The 18,826-nt window shown below is 61.1% G+C and carries 16 protein-coding genes; 11 read left to right on the top strand and 5 right to left on the bottom strand.

The window, feature by feature from the left end; all coding sequences use genetic code 11:
* Positions 1 to 48 precede the first annotated feature (48 nt).
* On the bottom strand, positions 49 to 1,401 hold the full coding sequence (gene dcuC, locus OKC41_RS18355; RefSeq protein ID WP_201894209.1) for an anaerobic C4-dicarboxylate transporter DcuC: 1,353 nt from the start codon (positions 1,399 to 1,401) through the stop codon (positions 49 to 51).
* Positions 1,402 to 1,724: 323 nt separating this feature from the next.
* On the opposite strand from dcuC, the gene OKC41_RS18360 reads away from it, so the two are divergent.
* Entirely contained in the window at positions 1,725 to 2,330 is a 606-nt protein-coding gene (locus tag OKC41_RS18360; protein ID WP_010674487.1) for a DUF922 domain-containing protein, read from the top strand.
* Positions 2,331 to 2,447: 117 nt separating this feature from the next.
* Here the strand turns inward: OKC41_RS18360 and mnmC are convergent, their stop codons facing one another.
* Complete coding sequence (gene mnmC, locus OKC41_RS18365; protein ID WP_201894207.1) at positions 2,448 to 4,463, bottom strand: bifunctional tRNA (5-methylaminomethyl-2-thiouridine)(34)-methyltransferase MnmD/FAD-dependent 5-carboxymethylaminomethyl-2-thiouridine(34) oxidoreductase MnmC; 2,016 nt, start codon at positions 4,461 to 4,463, stop codon at positions 2,448 to 2,450.
* 90 nt (positions 4,464 to 4,553) lie between these two features.
* Between mnmC and fabB the strand changes: the two genes are divergently transcribed.
* Positions 4,554 to 5,765, top strand: a complete 1,212-nt coding sequence (fabB, locus tag OKC41_RS18370) for a beta-ketoacyl-ACP synthase I (protein WP_029314417.1) — start codon at positions 4,554 to 4,556, stop codon at positions 5,763 to 5,765.
* 69 nt (positions 5,766 to 5,834) lie between these two features.
* Here the strand turns inward: fabB and OKC41_RS18375 are convergent, their stop codons facing one another.
* The 3 genes from OKC41_RS18375 to OKC41_RS18385 all read right to left on the bottom strand — a co-directional run bounded on the left by OKC41_RS18375 (position 5,835) and on the right by OKC41_RS18385 (position 8,151).
* Complete coding sequence (locus tag OKC41_RS18375) at positions 5,835 to 6,359, bottom strand: GNAT family N-acetyltransferase (protein WP_010674490.1); 525 nt, start codon at positions 6,357 to 6,359, stop codon at positions 5,835 to 5,837.
* A 97-nt stretch (positions 6,360 to 6,456) separates the two neighbouring features.
* Entirely contained in the window at positions 6,457 to 6,771 is a 315-nt protein-coding gene (locus tag OKC41_RS18380; RefSeq protein ID WP_041215298.1) for a DUF4377 domain-containing protein, read from the bottom strand.
* A 93-nt stretch (positions 6,772 to 6,864) separates the two neighbouring features.
* Complete coding sequence (locus OKC41_RS18385) at positions 6,865 to 8,151, bottom strand: citrate synthase (protein WP_010674492.1); 1,287 nt, start codon at positions 8,149 to 8,151, stop codon at positions 6,865 to 6,867.
* A 423-nt stretch (positions 8,152 to 8,574) separates the two neighbouring features.
* Here OKC41_RS18385 and sdhC point away from each other — a divergent pair, with 423 nt between their 5' ends.
* The 9 genes from sdhC to OKC41_RS18430 all read left to right on the top strand — a co-directional run bounded on the left by sdhC (position 8,575) and on the right by OKC41_RS18430 (position 18,722).
* Positions 8,575 to 8,964 (top strand): succinate dehydrogenase cytochrome b556 subunit, encoded by a 390-nt coding sequence (sdhC, locus tag OKC41_RS18390; RefSeq protein WP_029314418.1) that lies wholly within the window; start codon positions 8,575 to 8,577, stop codon positions 8,962 to 8,964.
* Complete coding sequence (gene sdhD, locus OKC41_RS18395) at positions 8,958 to 9,302, top strand: succinate dehydrogenase, hydrophobic membrane anchor protein (protein ID WP_010674495.1); 345 nt, start codon at positions 8,958 to 8,960, stop codon at positions 9,300 to 9,302. The genes sdhC and sdhD overlap by 7 nt, the downstream gene beginning before the upstream one ends.
* A gap of 1 nt (position 9,303) precedes the next feature.
* On the top strand, positions 9,304 to 11,070 hold the full coding sequence (gene sdhA, locus OKC41_RS18400) for a succinate dehydrogenase flavoprotein subunit (protein WP_029314421.1): 1,767 nt from the start codon (positions 9,304 to 9,306) through the stop codon (positions 11,068 to 11,070).
* A gap of 17 nt (positions 11,071 to 11,087) precedes the next feature.
* Positions 11,088 to 11,804 carry a succinate dehydrogenase iron-sulfur subunit gene (locus OKC41_RS18405; protein ID WP_010674497.1) on the top strand — a complete coding sequence of 239 codons (717 nt, stop codon included), beginning with the start codon at positions 11,088 to 11,090 and terminating at the stop codon, positions 11,802 to 11,804.
* A gap of 114 nt (positions 11,805 to 11,918) precedes the next feature.
* Complete coding sequence (sucA, locus tag OKC41_RS18410) at positions 11,919 to 14,729, top strand: 2-oxoglutarate dehydrogenase E1 component (RefSeq protein WP_052816295.1); 2,811 nt, start codon at positions 11,919 to 11,921, stop codon at positions 14,727 to 14,729.
* An 87-nt stretch (positions 14,730 to 14,816) separates the two neighbouring features.
* On the top strand, positions 14,817 to 16,010 hold the full coding sequence (gene odhB, locus OKC41_RS18415) for a 2-oxoglutarate dehydrogenase complex dihydrolipoyllysine-residue succinyltransferase (RefSeq protein ID WP_042863770.1): 1,194 nt from the start codon (positions 14,817 to 14,819) through the stop codon (positions 16,008 to 16,010).
* Positions 16,011 to 16,116: 106 nt separating this feature from the next.
* A complete protein-coding gene (gene sucC, locus OKC41_RS18420; RefSeq protein WP_005300220.1) occupies positions 16,117 to 17,283 on the top strand; it encodes an ADP-forming succinate--CoA ligase subunit beta in 1,167 nt (388 codons plus the stop codon).
* Complete coding sequence (sucD, locus tag OKC41_RS18425) at positions 17,283 to 18,155, top strand: succinate--CoA ligase subunit alpha (RefSeq protein ID WP_005300222.1); 873 nt, start codon at positions 17,283 to 17,285, stop codon at positions 18,153 to 18,155. The genes sucC and sucD overlap by 1 nt, the downstream gene beginning before the upstream one ends.
* Positions 18,156 to 18,314: 159 nt before the next feature.
* Positions 18,315 to 18,722: a hypothetical protein gene (locus tag OKC41_RS18430; RefSeq protein WP_201894206.1), complete on the top strand. Its 408-nt coding sequence runs from the start codon at positions 18,315 to 18,317 to the stop codon at positions 18,720 to 18,722.
* Positions 18,723 to 18,826 lie beyond the last annotated feature (104 nt).

An 18,826-nucleotide genomic window follows, 5' to 3' on the forward strand; every position in this document is an offset into this window, starting at 1 on the left:
ATGGGGTGGGGGGGATACCAGCCCGGCGGCAGCCGGGCCGGTAAAGAGTCAGGCGGGAACCATGATCTGGGTGGCGAGGATCACCACCAGCAGGCCGACGGCCACCGGCAGCGAGGTACGTTTGACCACCTCGAACGGAGAGAGATTGCCCATCCCCGCACAGGCGACCACCACCCCGGAGACCGGCGAGATGGTGCGGCCGAGGTTGGATGCCTGCAGCATGGGGATCACCAGATAGGCCGGGTTGACGCCGAGGCTGGTGGCCAAATGGGGGATGAGCTCCACGAAGGCGTAGAAGGGGGCGTTGCCGGAACCCGTGGTGAAGGCCGCCAGGGTGGTGATGACCACCAGCACCAGCATGATGACGATGCCGCCGGTACCGAAGCTCTGGGCCAGATCCAGGAGGTTGGCGATGAAACCGAGCCCCATCAGACCCTGGGCAAAGACCCCGGCACCCACCAGCAGCATCACCACGCCGGCGAAGGCGTCGGCCATGTTGCGCCAGCACACCTGCAGTCCGTCCAGCAGCTCGCGGCCGTTGCGCTTGCGCACCAGCTCCAGCAGGGCGGCCAGCACCAGGCAGATGACGATGATGGTGACGATATCGAGCTTGGGCCCCAGTTTGCCGTCAAACAGCAGCACACCGATGATGGGGGTGAAGGGCAGGATGGCGTAGAAGCCGGGGGCGTCGGTGACGAGATCGCTCGGGGCGACCGCGGCGTTGTGCTCCCCGGCCTTCTGATCCAGATAACGCTGCCAGAAGAAGTGGGTCACCGCCATGGCGGCGATGGCCACCAGGGAAATGGGCAGGGTCAGCTTGAAGGCAAACTCGATGAGCTCCATGTTCGCGGCCTGGGCGGCCATCACCACGTCCCCCGAGGTGGGGGAGAGGATGATGGAGGCCGGCGAGGCGCACACCGCCGCCGCCGCGCCACGGGAGATCCCCATGTTGACCATCAGCGGGAAGAGGGTGGCCATCAGCAGAACCCCGAGGCCGGTTGCGGAGCTCACCGCCAGCGACATGGCGCAGGCGACCAGATAGGCGGCCACCAGCAGGATGTAGGGGGACTTGATGACACCGAGGGGTTTGCTCGCGAGCTTCACCAGTATGGTGTTGGCGCCGATGTGGCTCATGTAGCCGGCAAAGCCGCACAGCACCATGATGAGCATGCCGAGGCCACCCCCCCTGTCGACCAGCAGGAAGCGCACGTATTCGAAGATGTCGGTGGCCATGTGGCCGGTGGAGGGGACGCTCGCCGGCAGCACCGCCTTGCCCATCAGGGCGGTGATCGCCAGCAGCAGCAGGCCGCCGCTGAGCAGTACCCCGGTGGCGGAGTAGCCCTTGAAGATGTAGCGACCCACGGCCAGGGTGACCAGGGTGCCGATCAGGAGTTCTATCATAAAACCTTCCCAAGAGTTGAAATGAGGGGGTGGCCTGCCAGGGCTCACCAGAGGGTTGCGCTGGACTATCCGGCATCGGCCAACAAAAACACTGCGGATATTACCCACTAAGGAGTATTTCACCATCCGTTCGATGGCAGCTTGTGATCTCGACTGCAAATCCCCGCCTGAGCCGGGGTGATGACTCGCACGTTTGCAGCAACCGGGTGCCAAGAGCGGATGACAGGGGGCTGGATCAGGGGTAATCTCCCAATCGGGTTATTAATTCATTGATTATTAATTGAAATTAAGCCGGGACTCACAAGGAGCAAAGCCGCGGACAGATGGGACTCTTCAGCAAGACAGGGGTGACGGTGGCCCTCATTTATGCCGCCTCAATCGGTGCTGTACCTTCCCACTATGCCGGTGTGAAGGTCGCCCCCGATATCAAGGTCGACTTCCAGTTCTATCGGGTCTCCGGGGCCGATGTGGGGGCCGTGATGCGCCAGATCACCGCCTTGTCGCCCACCCAGGCGGACGGGCACATCGGCAAGGCCAGCTATCAGCTCTCCTGGCAGTTGCAGACGAAGGCGACGGCGGCGCGCTGCGAGCTGGAGCAGGCCAGCGTCCGTGCCCGCATCCAGGTCAGGGTGCCCAACTGGATGGACAAGGCCCGTGCGCCCGCGAAGGAGCGCCAGAAGTGGGACAAGCTGGTGGCCGCCATGTTTGACTACGAGAGCCGTCACAAGGACATCCTGCTGGAGAGCGTGAGCCAGCTTGGCACGCGCCTCGCCCAGTTGCCGGTGACCCGGGATTGCCCAACCCTGGAGCATCAGGGCTGGCAGGCAGGGCAGGCGGTGCTGGAGGCCACCCGGGCGCGGTTCGACACCCTGGCCAGCCAGACCGATCAGGGGCGCAAGCTGGGGGTCGTCTGGCCCAGGGCTGGCTGATGACACGTGTACAGGCCCATGGACGCTCATGGGAAACATAAAAAACGGGCTGATTGAGCCCGTTTTTTATTGGTGCGCCCAATGGTGTGGAGGCGGGCAGCCCCGGCTTCTGGGGAGTTAGTCGCGCAGTGGCTTGCCCCTGCGCAGCCTTCGCACCCAGTAGCGGGCGGGATGGAGCGCCTCCAGCAGATCGGCGGCCAGCGGCAGGGGATCGCCGCAGATCTCGCTGGCGACCAGTTCGCCGCACAGGGGCGCCGAGCACAGACCCCGGGAGCCGAGCGCCCCCAGCACGTAGAGGCCGGCGTGCAGGGGCAGCGCGCTCTGCTGATCCGCGGGGGCGTGGACGTCATGATCCGCCAGCGCCGCCAACCGGGCGACGGGCCCGGCTACCGGCAGGTGATCCCGGCTGGCGCAGCGCACCCCGATACGGGCCTGAGCACCGCTCACATCCACCTCGGCGGGCCAGCGCTGATGGGGCACACAGGCTTGCAGCCGCGCCCTGTTCTGGTCCTGCTCGTCGGTGCGGTAGGCTAGATCGGTCTGGTTGCGACCATAGCTGGCGCCGATGCAGTGCGCGCTGTCGTGGGCCGGGGTGAGGTAGCCATCGTAACAGAGCACGGTCTTGAGCTGGCTCAAGCCAGCCGTGGTCGGCACATGGCTCACCTGACCGCGCACCGGATAGAGCGGCAGCTCGGCGAAGGGGAGAAGGGCTGGCAACTGATGCCCGGCTGCCACCACCAGATTGGGGGCATGCCACTGGCGGCCATCCCGGCTCTCCAGGTGCCAGCCATCGGCCTCTTCGGCAATACGCGTTACAGCGGCATTGAACACCACTTCCAGCCGCCCGCTGGCCTGCGCCTCCCTGATGGCGGCGCGGGTGAGATCCGCCGGACAGAGCCAGCCCCCCAGGGGATAGCTCACACCATCCGCATCGCAGGGCAGGCCGACCACCTGCTCAACCTCCGCTGCCGAAAGTGGGTGCATCAGCTCGGGGGGGAAGGGGCCCTGGCTCATCTTGGCAAGCTTGGCGGTGGACTTGTCGTCGTAACCGAGTTGGGTGACGCCACACAGGGAGAAGGCGACGGGGTGGTGCTTTGCCAGGGCCAGCAGCCGGTTTCTGGCAAAGCCGAAGGCCAGCGAATAGAAGCGCGACAGGGCATCGTGCTCACCGTTGAGCAGGGGGTAGAGCGCCCCTTGTCGATTGCCGGAGGCGCCGCTGGCCGGTTCGCCGTCTTCGCACAGCAAGGTGACGTGCCGACCCCGCTCCACCAGAGAGAGCGCCGTCATGGCAGAAGCGATGCCGCCACCGATGATGAGCACCTCTCCCTCCCGCCCTGCGGGGCGGGCATACCAGGGGGCGATGCTCTGCTGCGGCACTTTGCCTTCCCGAACACCCGCCAGCATCTCCCGCTTGCTGCCGTGGCCCTTCACCTTCTTCATGGCAAAGCCGGCGGCAATCAGCCCCCGTCGCACGAAACCGGCGCAGGTAAAGGTCGAGAGGGTGGCATCGGGGCGGGCGAGGCGAGCGAGATCGTCGAAGAGTTCCTGGGTCCACATCTCTGGGTTCTTGGCAGGGGAGAAACCGTCCAGATACCAGGCGTCCACCAGACCGGTTGCCGGATGGGGCACCTGAGGCAGCATCTCCTTGATGTCGCCAAACCAGAGATCGAGGCGGATGCGGCCATCGGCAAAGAGCAGGCGATGGCAGCCGGAGACCGGCAACGGCCACTGGTCGATGAGAGGCTGGCTCAAGGGGGCAAGCTCGGGCCAGGCGGCCAGGGCCTTGCGCAGATCGGCCTGGGTAAGGGGGTATTTCTCGACGCTAATGAAGTGCAGCCGGGATCCGTTGCCGGACAGGGGGGCCTGTTCCAGAAAGGCGGCCATTGTGGCAAGAAAGTTAAGTCCTGTACCGAAACCTGTTTCACCAATCACGAAACTGTCACTATCGTGGTGCGAAAATCGCTCTGGCAGTCGATTTTGCTGCAAAAAGACGTAGCGGGTTTCACTTAGACCGTTATCATTGGAAAAGTACACATCCCCGAACTCACTGGAGACTGGAGTTCCCGCTTCGTTCCAGTCCAATCGGGCATGATGTAAGGATGTTTGACTCACGTTTTCCTCGGCTCGCGTCACAAAATCGCGGGCATTCTACGTGAAAGCAGACCAGTTTGGCAGCCGAAAGCGGGTAGACTCGGTGCCAGTTTTTCCAGACGAGATGAATTAATGAGAAGAGCAGTGATCACCGGTATCGGCGTCATCTCCAGTATCGGCAACAACAAGGAAGAGGTGCTGGCCTCCCTGAAAGCAGGCAAATCCGGCATCACCTATTCCGAGCAGTTCGAGCAGTACAACCTGCGCAGCCGTGTCTGGGGTAACATCAAACTCGATCCGTCTGAACTGATCGACCGTAAAGTCATGCGTTTCATGGGTGACGCCGCGGCCTACGCCTACCTCTCCATGCAGCAGGCCATCGAAGATGCCGGCCTGCCGGAAGAGATGGTCTCCAACGAGCGTACCGGCATCGTGACCGGTTCCGGCGGCGCCTCCGGCAAGAACACCTCCGAATCTGCCGATATCGCCCGTGAAAAGGGCGTCAAGCGGGTGGGTCCCTACATGGTGCCGCGTACCATGTCCTCCACCACCTCCGCCTGTCTTGCCACCCCGTTCAAGATAAAAGGTGTCAACTACACCATCAGCTCCGCCTGTGCGACCTCTGCCCATTGCATCGGTCATGCCCTGGAACTGATCCAGCTTGGCAAGCAGGACATCATCTTTGCCGGTGGCGGCGAGGAGCTGGACTGGTCTTCCACCATCCAGTTCGACGCCATGGGCGCGCTCTCCACCAAGTACAACGACAACCCGGAAAAAGCGTCCCGCACCTATGATGCGGACCGCGACGGCTTCGTCATCTCCGGTGGTGGCGGCATTCTGGTGGTCGAGGAGCTGGAACACGCCCTGGCCCGTGGTGCCCACATCTACGCCGAAATCACCGGTTACGGTGCGACCTCCGACGGCTACGACATGGTGGCCCCGAGCGGTGAAGGCGCCGTGCGTTGCATGAAGATGGCGATGCAGGGTGTCGGCAAGGTGGACTACATCAACACTCACGGTACCTCTACTCCGGTTGGTGACACCAAGGAGCTGGAAGCCATTCAGACCCTGTTTGGCAGCAATGCACCCAAGCTCTCCGCCACCAAGGCGATGACCGGCCATGCCCTGGGCGCCGCCGGCGTGCACGAGGCCGTCTACTCCCTGCTGATGATGGAACACGGCTTCATCGCCCCCAGCATCAACATCGAGAACCTGGACGAGAAAGCCGTGGGCCTGCCCATCGTGCGTGAATACGAAGCGGCCGACCTCAATACCGTCATGTCCAACAGCTTCGGCTTTGGCGGTACCAACGCCTCTCTGGTGTTCAGCAAGTTCAAGGCTTGATCTCCCTGTGGGGAGCGCAACGCGAAATAGAAAAAGGCGCCGAAAGGCGCCTTTTTTATTGAACTCTTTTTATTGAATTCTGCTGATGGTTCCCGGTTTGGGACCGCTGTCAGCCAGGGGCAACCGCATATAGACTGCCCCGTCACCATACTCCACCAGCGATTTGCCGGTGTCGGCGGGCACAAACCCCTGCTTGCGCCAGAAGGCGGGGGCATCCTGAACCGCCACCAGGCCTGCATGGCGATATCCTGCATGGCTCGCGAAAGCGAGCGCCCTTGCCAGCAGTCGCTGTCCGACACCCAGGCCGCGTGCCTTGCTCGAGACAGCGAGATCGTGCAGATAGAACTCGTCGTGGCCGGCCAGCGCCTTCATCGGCACCGAGAGGGGCGGGGGCTGGTGGGCACGCCAGGGGTGGCAGAGCAGGTAACCCAGCACCTTGCCCTGACGCTCGGCCACCCAGCAGGAGGCGGGGGCCAGCTCGGTTTTGTTCTGCATCACCTCGAGGGGCTCGGGTTCGAACTGGTGATAACACTCGTGCTGGATGGCCATGATGGCGGGCCAGTCTGGCGTGCGGATGGTGCGGATCGTGATCATGATGCGGGTCGGGTCCGTACTCAAACCGTGGCAAAAAGGGGTGACAGCATACCCCAGAGAGCACACAAACGAAACCGGGTCACCTGTCAGTGACTCGTCAGCGAACCGGCTCCTTGCTCACGACCTTGATCAGCTGGTAGCGCAAGGAAGGGGCATCGGCCGGCACATCGGCAAGTTGCTCCTTGCTCACTTCCAGTTGATAGCGAAAGCCCGGTTCAAAGGTGAAGCCTTCGATCTGCTGATAGAAGAGGCTCCAGCTCTCGCCCGGCTGACTGCGTACCTGCATGCACTTCATGGGGGCGACACCGACGCAGTCTGCCAACTTGTCCTGAATATAGAGAGTTTCGGTAGTCGGGGCGCTCTGGCAGGCGCTGAGCAGGAGGGCGGAGCTGAGGAGCAGGGGAGATTTCATGATGAGTGTCCTTGGCGTAAAAGGGCGCGATTAAACCTGCAAAAGAAAAGGCGGTCAATGACCGCCTTTGTAACAAACCATGACAGATCGGGCTCAGCGCTGGTCGAGGGGCACGAATTCGCGCAGGGGCTGACCGGTGTAGAGCTGACGGGGACGGCCGATCTTCTGATCCGGGTCCGAGTGCATCTCGTTCCAGTGGGCAATCCAGCCGATGGTACGGGAGATGGCGAAGATCACGGTGAACATGGACATGGGGATGCCGATGGCCTTCATGATGATGCCGGAGTAGAAGTCCACGTTCGGGTAGAGCTTCTTCTCGATGAAGTAGGGGTCGGACAGCGCGATGCGCTCCAGCTCCATGGCCACGTCCAGCAGCGGATCCTTGATCTGCAGCTCGGTAAGCACCTCGTGGCAGGTTTCGCGCATCACGGTGGCACGGGGATCGTGGTTCTTGTAGACCCGGTGACCGAAGCCCATCAGACGGAACGGATCGTTCTTGTCCTTGGCGCGGCCGATGTACTCGGGAATGCGATCCACGGAGCCAATCTCTTCGAGCATCTTGAGGCAGGCTTCGTTGGCACCACCGTGGGCCGGGCCCCACAGGGAGGCGATCCCCGCAGCGATACAGGCAAACGGGTTGGCACCGGAAGAGCCGGCCAGACGCACGGTGGAGGTGGAGGCGTTTTGCTCATGATCCGCATGCAGGGTGAAGATCCGGTCCATGGCGCGCTCGACGATGGGGTTGACCTTGTACTCTTCGGTCGGCACGCCAAACATCATGTGCAGGAAGTTGCCTGCATAGGAGAGGGCGTTGCGCGGCTGCATGAAGGGCTGGCCGATGGAGTACTTGTAACACATGGCGGCCAGGGTCGGCATCTTGGAGAGCAGACGGAAGGCACAGATCTCGCGATGCTCCTCGTTGTTGATGTCGAGGGCGTCGTGATAGAAGGCGGACAGTGCGCTGACCACGCCGCACATGACGGCCATGGGGTGGGCGTCGCGGCGGAAGCCACGGAAGAAGAAGGCGATCTGCTCGTGCACCATGGTGTGGCGGGTGACCAGACGTTCAAATTCCGCATATTGGGTCTTGGTGGGGGCCTCGCCGTACAGCAGGATGTAGCAGACTTCGAGGTAGCTGGCCTGGGTGGCCAACTGGGCGATGGGGTAACCGCGGTGCAGCAAGACACCCTGGTCGCCATCGATGTAGGTGATGGAAGATTTGCAAGAACCGGTGGCCATGAAGCCGGGGTCGAAGGTGAAATATCCTTGCGTGCCCAGCTTTCTGACATCGATCACATCGGGTCCAACGGTACCGGAGAGGATCGGCAGTTCAACCGGCTCTTTTCCGGGCAGATGTAGGGTGGCTATCTTATCAGCCATAGCACGTCTCCTTTGCTCTTTTATAATTTGGTTCCAGCCCTACTTTATTACGACTGTTATGACGCTGGCAAAGGTTCTTACCCGTACCACGGCGGCTGGAGCGCCTTATTTGAACCAGAGAACCATGTCTTTGTCAATTTTGCTGGATGATCATTAATGACTTGTTAAAGCTGTTGTGAGATCTGGTTTACGGTTTTGGATTTTCTGTGTAGCTATTTGATTGTCATTGGTTAAGGCCGCCGATATACTGCGCCACGTGGGTGATGGTCGTCGGTGTTTGAAACGCTTTCGCAAAGCCAGATGTGATATCGAAAATGTTATTTTTGGCTTTTCTGAGTTGTTTTGGTAACAAAAACCTAACAAATGCCACTCCTCGCCCTCAAAGCGTGTGAAAACAATAACTAACGTGCTCAATGGAGCTGAGTGGGCAAAGCCGTGAAAAACAAACAGAGACCTGTAAACCTCGACCTACAGACGATCAGCTTTCCTGTCACCGCCATCGCTTCCATCTTGCATCGTGTCTCAGGGGTCATCACCTTTGTGGCATTGGCCATCTTGCTGTGGATGCTTGGTACTTCACTCGCCTCTCCCGAAGGATTTGAATCGGTCGTTGCCATCATGGACAACTTCCTGGTCAAGTTCGTGCTGTGGGGGATCCTGACCGCGCTGGCTTACCACATCGTGGGCGGTCTGCGGCACCTGGTCATGGACATGGGCTATTGGGAAGAGCTGGAATCCGGTAATCAGAGTGCCCGTGTGGCCTTCGTGATCACCGCGGTTTTGGCGGTATTGGCGGGGGTACTGGTATGGTAACCAATTCTGCAACTTTCGGGCGCAGCGGTGTTCATGATTACATCCTGATCCGCGCCACCGCCCTCATCATGACGTGCTACGTCCTCTATCTGGTTGGCTTTGTCGCGTTCAACGACATCACCTACGAGGTGTGGACCGGCTTCTTCTCCAACACCTTCACCAAGGTCTTCACCCTGCTGACGCTCGTATGCGTCTTGATCCACGCCTGGATCGGTCTGTGGCAGGTGCTGACCGACTATATCAAGCCGGTCGGACTGCGCGGTGCGCTGCAGTTTGTGCTGGTGGTGGTGCTGTTTGTCTATGTGATGACTGGTTTCGTCGTGCTGTGGGGTGTGTAAGGTGACTATTCCAACTCGTGAATTTGATGCGGTCGTGATCGGTGCCGGTGGCGCCGGTATGCGCGCCGCGCTGCAGATTGCCCAGTCCGGCAAGAGCTGCGCCCTGTTATCCAAGGTTTTCCCGACCCGTTCTCACACGGTCTCCGCCCAGGGCGGGATCACGGTCGCCCTGGGCAATGCCCACGACGACAACTGGCAGTGGCACATGTATGACACCGTCAAGGGCTCCGATTACATCGGTGATCAGGAAGCCATCGAATACATGTGCAAGACCGGCCCCGAGGCCATCTATGAGCTGGAGAACATGGGCTTGCCTTTCTCCCGCTTTGACAACGGTACCGTCTACCAGCGTCCGTTCGGCGGTCAGTCCAAGAACTTCGGCGGTGAGCAGGCTGCCCGCACCGCGGCGGCAGCCGACCGCACCGGTCACGCCCTGCTGCACACCCTGTATCAACAAAACGTCAAGAACAAGACCACCGTCTTCTCCGAGTGGTATGCCCTGGATCTGGTGAAGAACCAGGATGGTCATATCGTCGGCTGTACCGCCATCGACATGGAGAGCGGTGAAGTCGTCTACTTCAAGGCCAAGGCCACCGTGCTCGCCACCGGCGGCGCCGGTCGCATCTACCAGTCCACCACCAACGCACACATCAACACCGGTGACGGCGTCGGCATGGCGCTGCGCGCCGGGGTCGGCGTGCAGGACATGGAGTTCTGGCAATTCCACCCCACCGGCATCGCCGGGGCAGGGGTACTGGTGACCGAAGGTTGCCGCGGTGAAGGCGGCTACCTGCTGAACAAGGACGGCGAGCGCTTCATGGAGCGTTATGCGCCTAACGCCAAGGACCTGGCCGGTCGCGACGTGGTGGCCCGTTCCATCATGATCGAGATCCGCGAAGGCCGTGGCTGCGACGGCCCCTGGGGCCCGCACATCAAGCTCAAGCTGGATCACCTGGGCAAAGAGGTGCTGGAATCCCGTCTGCCGGGCATCTGCGAGCTCTCTCGCACCTTCGCCCACGTGGATCCGGTCAAAGAGCCCATCCCCATCATCCCGACCTGCCACTACATGATGGGCGGCGTGCCGACCAGCGTGAACGGCCAGTGCCTGACCCAGGACAAGGATGGCAACGACGTGCCGGTGGTCGGTCTGTTCGCGGTGGGCGAGATCGCCTGCGTCTCCGTGCACGGTGCCAACCGTCTGGGCGGCAACTCGCTGCTGGATCTGGTGGTGTTCGGTCGTGCTGCCGGCATGCACCTGGTGGAGACCCTTGGCTCGATGGAGCACGGCGTGGAAGCCACCGACGCCGACATCGCCAAGGCGCTGGAGCGCTTCAACCGCTGGGAAAACAACCGTGACGGGGAAGACCCGGCCCAGATCCGCAAGGACCTGCAGCGCTGCATGCAGAACAACTTCTCCGTGTTCCGGGAAGGGGATGCCATGGCAGAAGGGCTGGCCGAGCTGAAACTCATCCGCGAGCGTCTCAAGAACGCCCGTCTGGACGACACCTCCAAGGAGTTCAATACCCAGCGCATCGAGTGCCTGGAGCTGGACAACCTGATGGAGACCGCCTATGCCACCGCGGTGGCGGCGAACTTCCGTACCGAGAGTCGTGGCGCCCACAGCCGCTTCGACTTCCCGGAGCGTGACGATGAGAGCTGGCTGTGCCACAGCCTCTATCATCCGGACACCGAGTCCATGACCCGTCGCGCTGTCAACATGTCACCCAAGACCCGTGAGGCGTTCCCGCCCAAGGTCCGGACTTACTGATTGCGGAGCCAAGCACAATGAACGTCACATTCTCTGTCTACAGATACAATCCGGACGTTGATAACGTCCCGTATATGAAGGATTATCGTCTTGATATTCCTGAAGGTTCCGACATGATGGTGCTCGACGCACTGATCCAGCTCAAGGAGCTGGATCCCACGCTCGCCTTCCGCCGCTCCTGCCGCGAAGGGGTCTGTGGATCTGACGGTCTCAACATGAATGGCAAGAACGGTCTGGCCTGCATCACGCCGCTCTCGGATCTCTTGAAGAAGGGCAGCAAGGTCGTCATTCGGCCCTTGCCCGGTCTGCCGGTGATCCGGGATCTGGTGATCGACATGACCCAGTTCTACACCCAGTGGGAGAAGGTCAAACCCTTCCTCATCAACGACGAAAAACTGCCGCCCGTGCGTGAGCACCTGCAATCCCCCGAAGAGCGCGCCAAGCTGGATGGCCTGTACGAGTGCATACTCTGTGCCTGCTGCTCCACCTCTTGCCCCTCCTTCTGGTGGAACCCGGACAAGTTCATCGGTCCGGCCGGCCTGCTCGCCGCCTATCGCTGGCTGGCGGACAGCCGCGATACTGCGGCCAGTGAGCGACTGGGCAACCTGGATGACGCCTTCAGCGTGTTCCGCTGCCACGGCATCATGAACTGCGTGAACGTCTGTCCCAAGGGCTTGAACCCGACCAAGGCCATCGGTCAGATCAAGTCGATGTTGCTCAACCGGGCCGTGTAGTATCGGGGCCAGGGCGCCTTGCGCCGGGCCCGACCTCTGGATAGCCATCCCGCCCCGGGATGGCTATGACCCTACAAGCTGCAGTGCAGCGAACAAGATGTACAAGGGATAGAAATGCATAACGGCGTGATGAAGGCCTGGTTGGAGTCATCTCACCTGGCTGGTGCGAATGCAAGCTACATTGAGGATTTGTACGAATCCTTCCTGGAAAACCCCGACTCCGTTGCCGACGAATGGCGCAGCCTGTTCCAGTCGCTGCCCCAGGTCAACGGACATGCAGTAGAACAACCCCACTCCCAGGTTCGCGACTATTTCCGCCGCCTGGCCAAGGACTCCTCCCGTTACAGCGCTCCCGTCTCCGATCCCCAGGTGGATGCCAAACAGGTTCGCGTACTGCAACTGATCAACGCCTTCCGCTTCCGCGGTCACCAGAACGCCAACCTGGACCCCCTGGGTCTGTGGCAGCGCGAGCCGGTCGCCGAGCTGGATCCGGCCTTCCACAACCTGCAAGGTGCAGACATGGAGGCCACCTTCAATGTGGGCTCCTACGCCATCGGTCGCGAGACCATGGTGCTCTCCGATCTGTATGCCTCGCTGAAGAAAACCTATTGCGGCAGCATCGGCGCCGACTACATGCACCTTACCTCCACCGAGGAGAAGCGCTGGCTGCAAGACAGGCTGGAATCCATCGAAGGGAAGGGCAACTATACCCTCGAAGAGAAGACCCGCTTCCTCGAGAGCCTGACCGCCGCCGAAGGGCTGGAAAAATACCTGGGTGCCAAGTTCCCGGGGGCCAAGCGTTTCTCCCTGGAAGGGGGCGATGCCATGGTGCCCATGCTCAAAGAGCTTATTCGCCGCGCCGGTGAGCAGGGTTGCAAGGAAGCCGTCATCGGCATGGCCCACCGTGGTCGCCTCAACGTGCTCATCAACGTGCTGGGCAAGCGCGCCCAGGACCTGTTCGACGAGTTTGCCGGCAAGCACGGCGAATCTTGGGGCACAGGGGACGTGAAGTACCACATGGGCTTCTCCTCCGACTTCGCGACCCCGGGCGGCAACGTCCACCTGGCGCTCGCCTTCAACCCGTCTCACCTCGAGATCGTCAACCCCGTGGTCATCGGCTCCGTGCGTGCCCGTATGGACCGTCGCGGTGACAAGGACGGTTCCAGCGTCCTGCCCATCACCATCCACGGTGACTCCGCCATCGCGGGGCAGGGGGTCGTTGCCGAGACCTTCAACATGTCCCAGACCCGTGCCTATGGCGTGGGCGGGACGGTGCGCATCGTCATCAACAACCAGGTGGGCTTCACCACCTCCTATATCCGTGACCTGCGCTCCACCGAATATTGCACCGACATCGCCAAGGCGGTGCAGGCCCCTGTGCTGCACGTCAACGGGGATGACCCGGAAGCCGTGGTGCTGGTGACCCAGATTGCCCTGGATTACCGCAACACCTTCAAGCGCGACGTGGTGATCGAGCTGGTCTGCTACCGTCGTCACGGTCACAACGAGGCCGACGAGCCGAGCGCGACTCAGCCCCTGATGTACCAGAAGATCAAGCAGCACCCGACCCCGCGCAAGATCTACGCCGATCAGCTGATCGCCGAAGGAGCCATCGCGCCGGAGCTGGCCACCACGCTAGTCAACGACTATCGCGATACCCTGGATCGGGGCGAGCGGGTGAGCAAGGAGTGGCGCCCCATGGAGCTGCACTCCGTGGACTGGACGCCGTATCTGGGTCACGACTGGGCCATGGCCTATGACAGCACTGTGCCCATGGATCATCTGAAGGCCCTGGGTGAGCGCATCAGCCAGTACCCGGCCACCCATGTGCTGCAACGCCAGGTCGAGAAGATCTACGAAGACCGTCGCCTGATGGCCGCCGGTGAGAAGCTGGTGGACTGGGGCTTTGCCGAGACTCTGGCCTACGCCACCCTGGTGGACAAGGGCTCCCGCATCCGCTTCACCGGGGAAGACTCCGGCCGCGGTACCTTCTTCCATCGCCACGCCGTGCTGCACAGCCAGACCGATGCCAGCACCTACACCCCGCTGTGCAACCTGCACGAGAGCCAAGGCCCGTTCGAGGTGTACGACTCCGTGCTGACCGAGAACGCGGTACTGGCGTTTGAATATGGCTACGCCAGCGCGGAACCGGCCGGTCTCACCATCTGGGAAGCCCAGTTCGGTGACTTCGCCAACTGCGCCCAGGTGGTGGTGGATCAGTTCCTCTCCTCCGGCGAGCAGAAGTGGGGCCGGATGTGCGGCCTGACCATGCTGCTGCCCCACGGCTACGAGGGCCAGGGCCCGGAGCACTCTTCCGCCCGTCTGGAGCGTTACCTGCAGATGTGCGCCCAGCACAACATGCAGGTGTGCGTGCCCTCCACCCCGGCGCAGGTGTTCCACATGCTGCGTCGTCAGGTAGTGCGCCCGATGCGCCGTCCGCTCATCGTGATGACGCCCAAATCCCTGCTGCGCCACCCGCTGGCGGTGAGCAAGCTCGAAGAGCTGGCAGAGGGCACCTTCCAGAACGCCATCGGCGAGATCGATGCGCTGGATCCCAAAGGCGTCAAGCGCGTGGTCTTCTGCTCCGGCAAGGTCTACTACGACCTGCTCGATGCCCGTCGCAAGGCGGAGCAGCAGGACGTGGCCCTGGTACGGATCGAGCAGCTCTACCCCTTCCCGGAAGAGGAAGTGCGCGCCATCCTGGCCGATTACAGCCATGTCACCGACTTCGTCTGGTGTCAGGAAGAGCCGCAGAACCAGGGCGCCTGGTACAGCACCCGTCATCACTACGACAGCGTGCTGCCAAGCCATGCCCGTCTGCGTTATGCCGGTCGCCCGGCGTCGGCTTCACCGGCCGTCGGTTACATGTCCGTCCACGCCAAGCAGCAAAAAGCCCTGGTGGAAGACGCCCTTACCCTGGAATGAACGAGTTGTGGATGAGAGGGCCCGTGTCGGGACCCTCTCTGACCTGGAACAAGCCTGCTGGCCAAGAAGTAACAAGGAACTGATTACATGACTATCGAGATCAAGGTACCGGACCTGCCGGAATCAGTGGCGGATGCCACCATCGCGACCTGGCACAAGAAACCGGGTGATCTGGTTGCCCGTGACGAAGTGCTGGTTGACATCGAAACCGATAAAGTCGTGCTGGAAGTGCCCGCGCCGGAAGCCGGCGTACTGGGCGACATCCTGCAGAGCGAAGGGGCGACCGTGCTCTCCCGCCAGCTGATCGCCATGCTCAAGCCGGCCCCCGTTGCCGGTGAAGCGACCAGCGAGAAGCCGGTGGAAGCCGTGGCCGATGACGCTGCCGATGGCCTGAGCCCGTCCGTGCGCCGCATGGTGGCCGAGCACGACATCGACGTCGCCAAGCTGACCGGCACCGGCAAGGGTGGTCGTGTCACCAAGGAAGACGTGGAAGCCTTCATCAAGAATCTGGGCAAGGCTCCGGTGGCTGCGCCGACTGCTGCCGCTCCCGTGGCTGCCGCACCGGTTGCGCCGCTGGCTGGTCGCACCGAGAAGCGTGTGCCCATGACCCGTCTGCGCAAGCGCATCGCCGAGCGTCTGCTGGAAGCGAAAAACACCACCGCCATGCTGACCACTTTCAACGAGATCAACATGGCGCCCATCATGAAGCTGCGCAAGCAGTACGGCGAGATCTTCGAGAAGAAGCACGGCATCAAGCTCGGCTTCATGTCCTTCTATGTGAAGGCCGTGGTCGAATCCCTCAAGCGCTACCCGGAAGTGAACGCAGCGCTGGACGGTGACGACATCGTCTACCACAACTACTTCGACGTCAGCATCGCCGTCTCCACCCCCCGTGGTCTGGTGACCCCGGTGCTGCGCGACTGCGACAACATGAGCCTGGCGGACATCGAGAAGGCCATCAAAGACCTGGCCGGCAAGGGCCGTGACGGCAAGCTGACCGTGGATGAGCTGACTGGCGGCAACTTCACCATCACCAACGGTGGCGTGTTCGGCTCCCTGATGTCCACCCCCATCATCAACCCGCCCCAGAGCGCCATTCTGGGCATGCACAAGATCCAGGACCGCCCCATGGCCGTCGACGGCAAGGTCGAGATCCTGCCGATGATGTACCTGGCGCTCTCCTACGATCACCGCATCATCGACGGCCGCGAGTCGGTGGGCTTCCTGGTCTCCATCAAGGAGCTCCTGGAAGACCCGACCCGTCTGCTGCTGGATGTCTGAGCAAGCGTGACTGAAAGATAACGAGGGGCCGCCCAGGCCCCCATTCACAGGGGATTGAGAAACACGAGCCCCGGACGGAAATACCTACAACACGGATAGAGCATCTATGAATCTGCATGAATATCAGGCAAAACAGCTGTTTGCCGAGTATGGCCTGCCGGTCTCCGAAGGTTATGCCTGTGCTACCCCGCAGGAAGCGGCCGAAGCGGCCGACAAGATTGGCGGCAACACCTGGGTCGTCAAATGCCAGGTCCACGCCGGTGGCCGCGGTAAAGCGGGCGGTGTCAAGCTGGCCAAGAGCAAGGACGAGATCCGCGCCTTTGCCCAGAACTGGCTCGGCAAGAACCTGGTGACCTATCAGACTGACGCCAATGGTCAGCCGGTTACCAAGATCCTGGTGGAGTCCTGCACCGACATCGCCAAGGAACTGTACCTGGGCGCTGTGGTCGACCGTGGCTCTCGCCGCGTGGTCTTCATGGCTTCCACCGAAGGTGGTGTGGAGATTGAGAAAGTCGCCCACGAAACCCCGGAACTCATTCACAAGGCTGCCATCGATCCCCTGGTAGGCCCGCAGCCTTATCAGGCCCGCGAGCTGGCCTTCAAGCTGGGTCTGGTCGGCGATCAGATCAAGCAGTTCACCAAGATCTTCATGGGCTTGGGCCAGATGTTCCTGGACTGCGATTTCGCCCTGCTGGAGATCAACCCCCTGGTCATCACCGACAAGGGCAACCTGCACTGCCTCGACGGCAAGATCAACATCGACGCCAACGCCCTGTACCGTCAGCCCAAACTGCGCGAGATGCACGATCCGTCCCAGGATGACCCCCGCGAAGCGCACGCCGCCCAGTGGGAGCTGAACTATGTGGCGCTCGATGGCAACATCGGCTGCATGGTCAACGGCGCGGGCCTGGCCATGGGTACCATGGACATCGTCAACCTGCACGGCGGCTCACCGGCCAACTTCCTGGACGTCGGCGGCGGCGCCACCAAGGAGCGCGTGACCGAGGCCTTCAAGATCATCCTCTCCGACAGCAAGGTACAAGCCGTGCTGGTCAACATCTTCGGTGGCATCGTGCGCTGCGACATGATCGCGGAAGGCATCATCGGCGCCGTCAAGGAAGTGGGTGTGAAAGTGCCCGTGGTGGTGCGTCTGGAAGGCAACAACGCCGAACTGGGTGCCCGTAAACTGGCCGACAGCGGCCTCAATATCATCGCCGCAACGAGTCTGACTGACGCAGCTCAGCAAGTGGTAAAAGCAGCGGAGGCCAAATAATGAGCGTTCTGATCAACAAAGACACCAAGGTGATCTGCCAGGGCTTTACCGGCGGTCAGGGTACCTTCCACTCCGAACAGGCCATTGCCTACGGTACCCAGATGGTCGGCGGCGTCTCCCCGGGCAAGGGCGGCACCACTCACCTGGGTCTGCCGGTGTTCAACACCGTCCGTGATGCCGTGGAAGCCACCGGCGCCACCGCCTCCGTCATCTATGTACCGGCCCCGTTCTGCAAGGACGCCATCCTGGAAGCCATCGATGCCGGTATCAAGCTCATCGTCACCATCACCGAAGGCATCCCGACCCTGGACATGCTGGACGTCAAGGTGAAGCTGCAGGAAACCGGCGTGCGGATGATCGGCCCCAACTGCCCGGGTGTCATCACCCCGGGTGAGTGCAAGATCGGCATCATGCCGGGCCACATCCACAAGCCGGGCAAGGTGGGCATCGTCTCCCGCTCCGGCACCTTGACCTACGAAGCGGTCAAGCAGACCACGGACGAGGGCTTCGGCCAGTCCACCTGCGTCGGTATCGGTGGTGACCCCATCCCGGGTTCCAACTTCATCGACATCCTCGAGATGTTCCAGAATGACCCGCAGACCGAAGCTATCGTGATGATCGGCGAGATCGGCGGCAACGCCGAAGAAGACGCGGCTGCCTACATCAAGGCCCACGTCACCAAGCCGGTGGTCTCCTACATCGCGGGTGTCACCGCTCCGGCTGGCAAGCGCATGGGTCATGCGGGCGCCATCATCGCCGGTGGTAAAGGCACGGCGGCCGAGAAATTTGCCGCCCTGGAAGATGCCGGCGTGAAAACCGTGCGGTCGCTCGCCGATATCGGCAAGGCCCTGCGTGAAGTAACCGGCTGGTAAGTTAGCCTGTTATCTCTGATAGAAATGCCGCCCGATGGGCGGCTTTTTTATGATGCTTGATATTTGGCTTCGCAAGTTCAGCAGATGAGGATATAACAATCATATCGTCGTTCTCGGTGCTTGGGTGAAACAATGAGGTGGTTTTTTCTGCTGTTTATCATGTTGCTTGTTGTTACCGGCAATGCAGTCATTTTTGATAGTTCATCCTCTACCAGAGTGATTGATTGGATTGCATTTAACCTGTTCCCGTTATCTCTGGTTTTATTCTGGTTTGGCATTTATTTTTCTGATGGCGATAAGCGGGCCCATCTCTTTGTCATTGGTCATGCGTTGCTGGTCTTTTCTGCCGGCGCCGGTTTTGTGCTTATCGGTACCAATATTGTTTTGGCTGATTCATGTGAAACAATGACATTTAGTGGGAGAGCGAGTGGTCTCCTGTGGATGTTTTCAAACTATATGCTGTCGATTGGTTATTGTCGGGAGCTGGGGGTTGGTATCGCTGTGTTCGGAGCTATTATATCTTATCCTAGCGTTAGATTGTTTTTAGGGTTGGTTCAATCACGTTAAAGCTTTTAATGACAAATAATGTATCTTTGTAATGACCCAGCCGTTCCTGCACAACTAAGCGGCTTCGGCATAGGCCTGCGCCGGTGTTTTCATCTTTAGCGCCT

This window comes from Aeromonas sp. QDB17 (assembly GCF_027705305.1).
Lineage (GTDB): Bacteria > Pseudomonadota > Gammaproteobacteria > Enterobacterales > Aeromonadaceae > Aeromonas > Aeromonas caviae.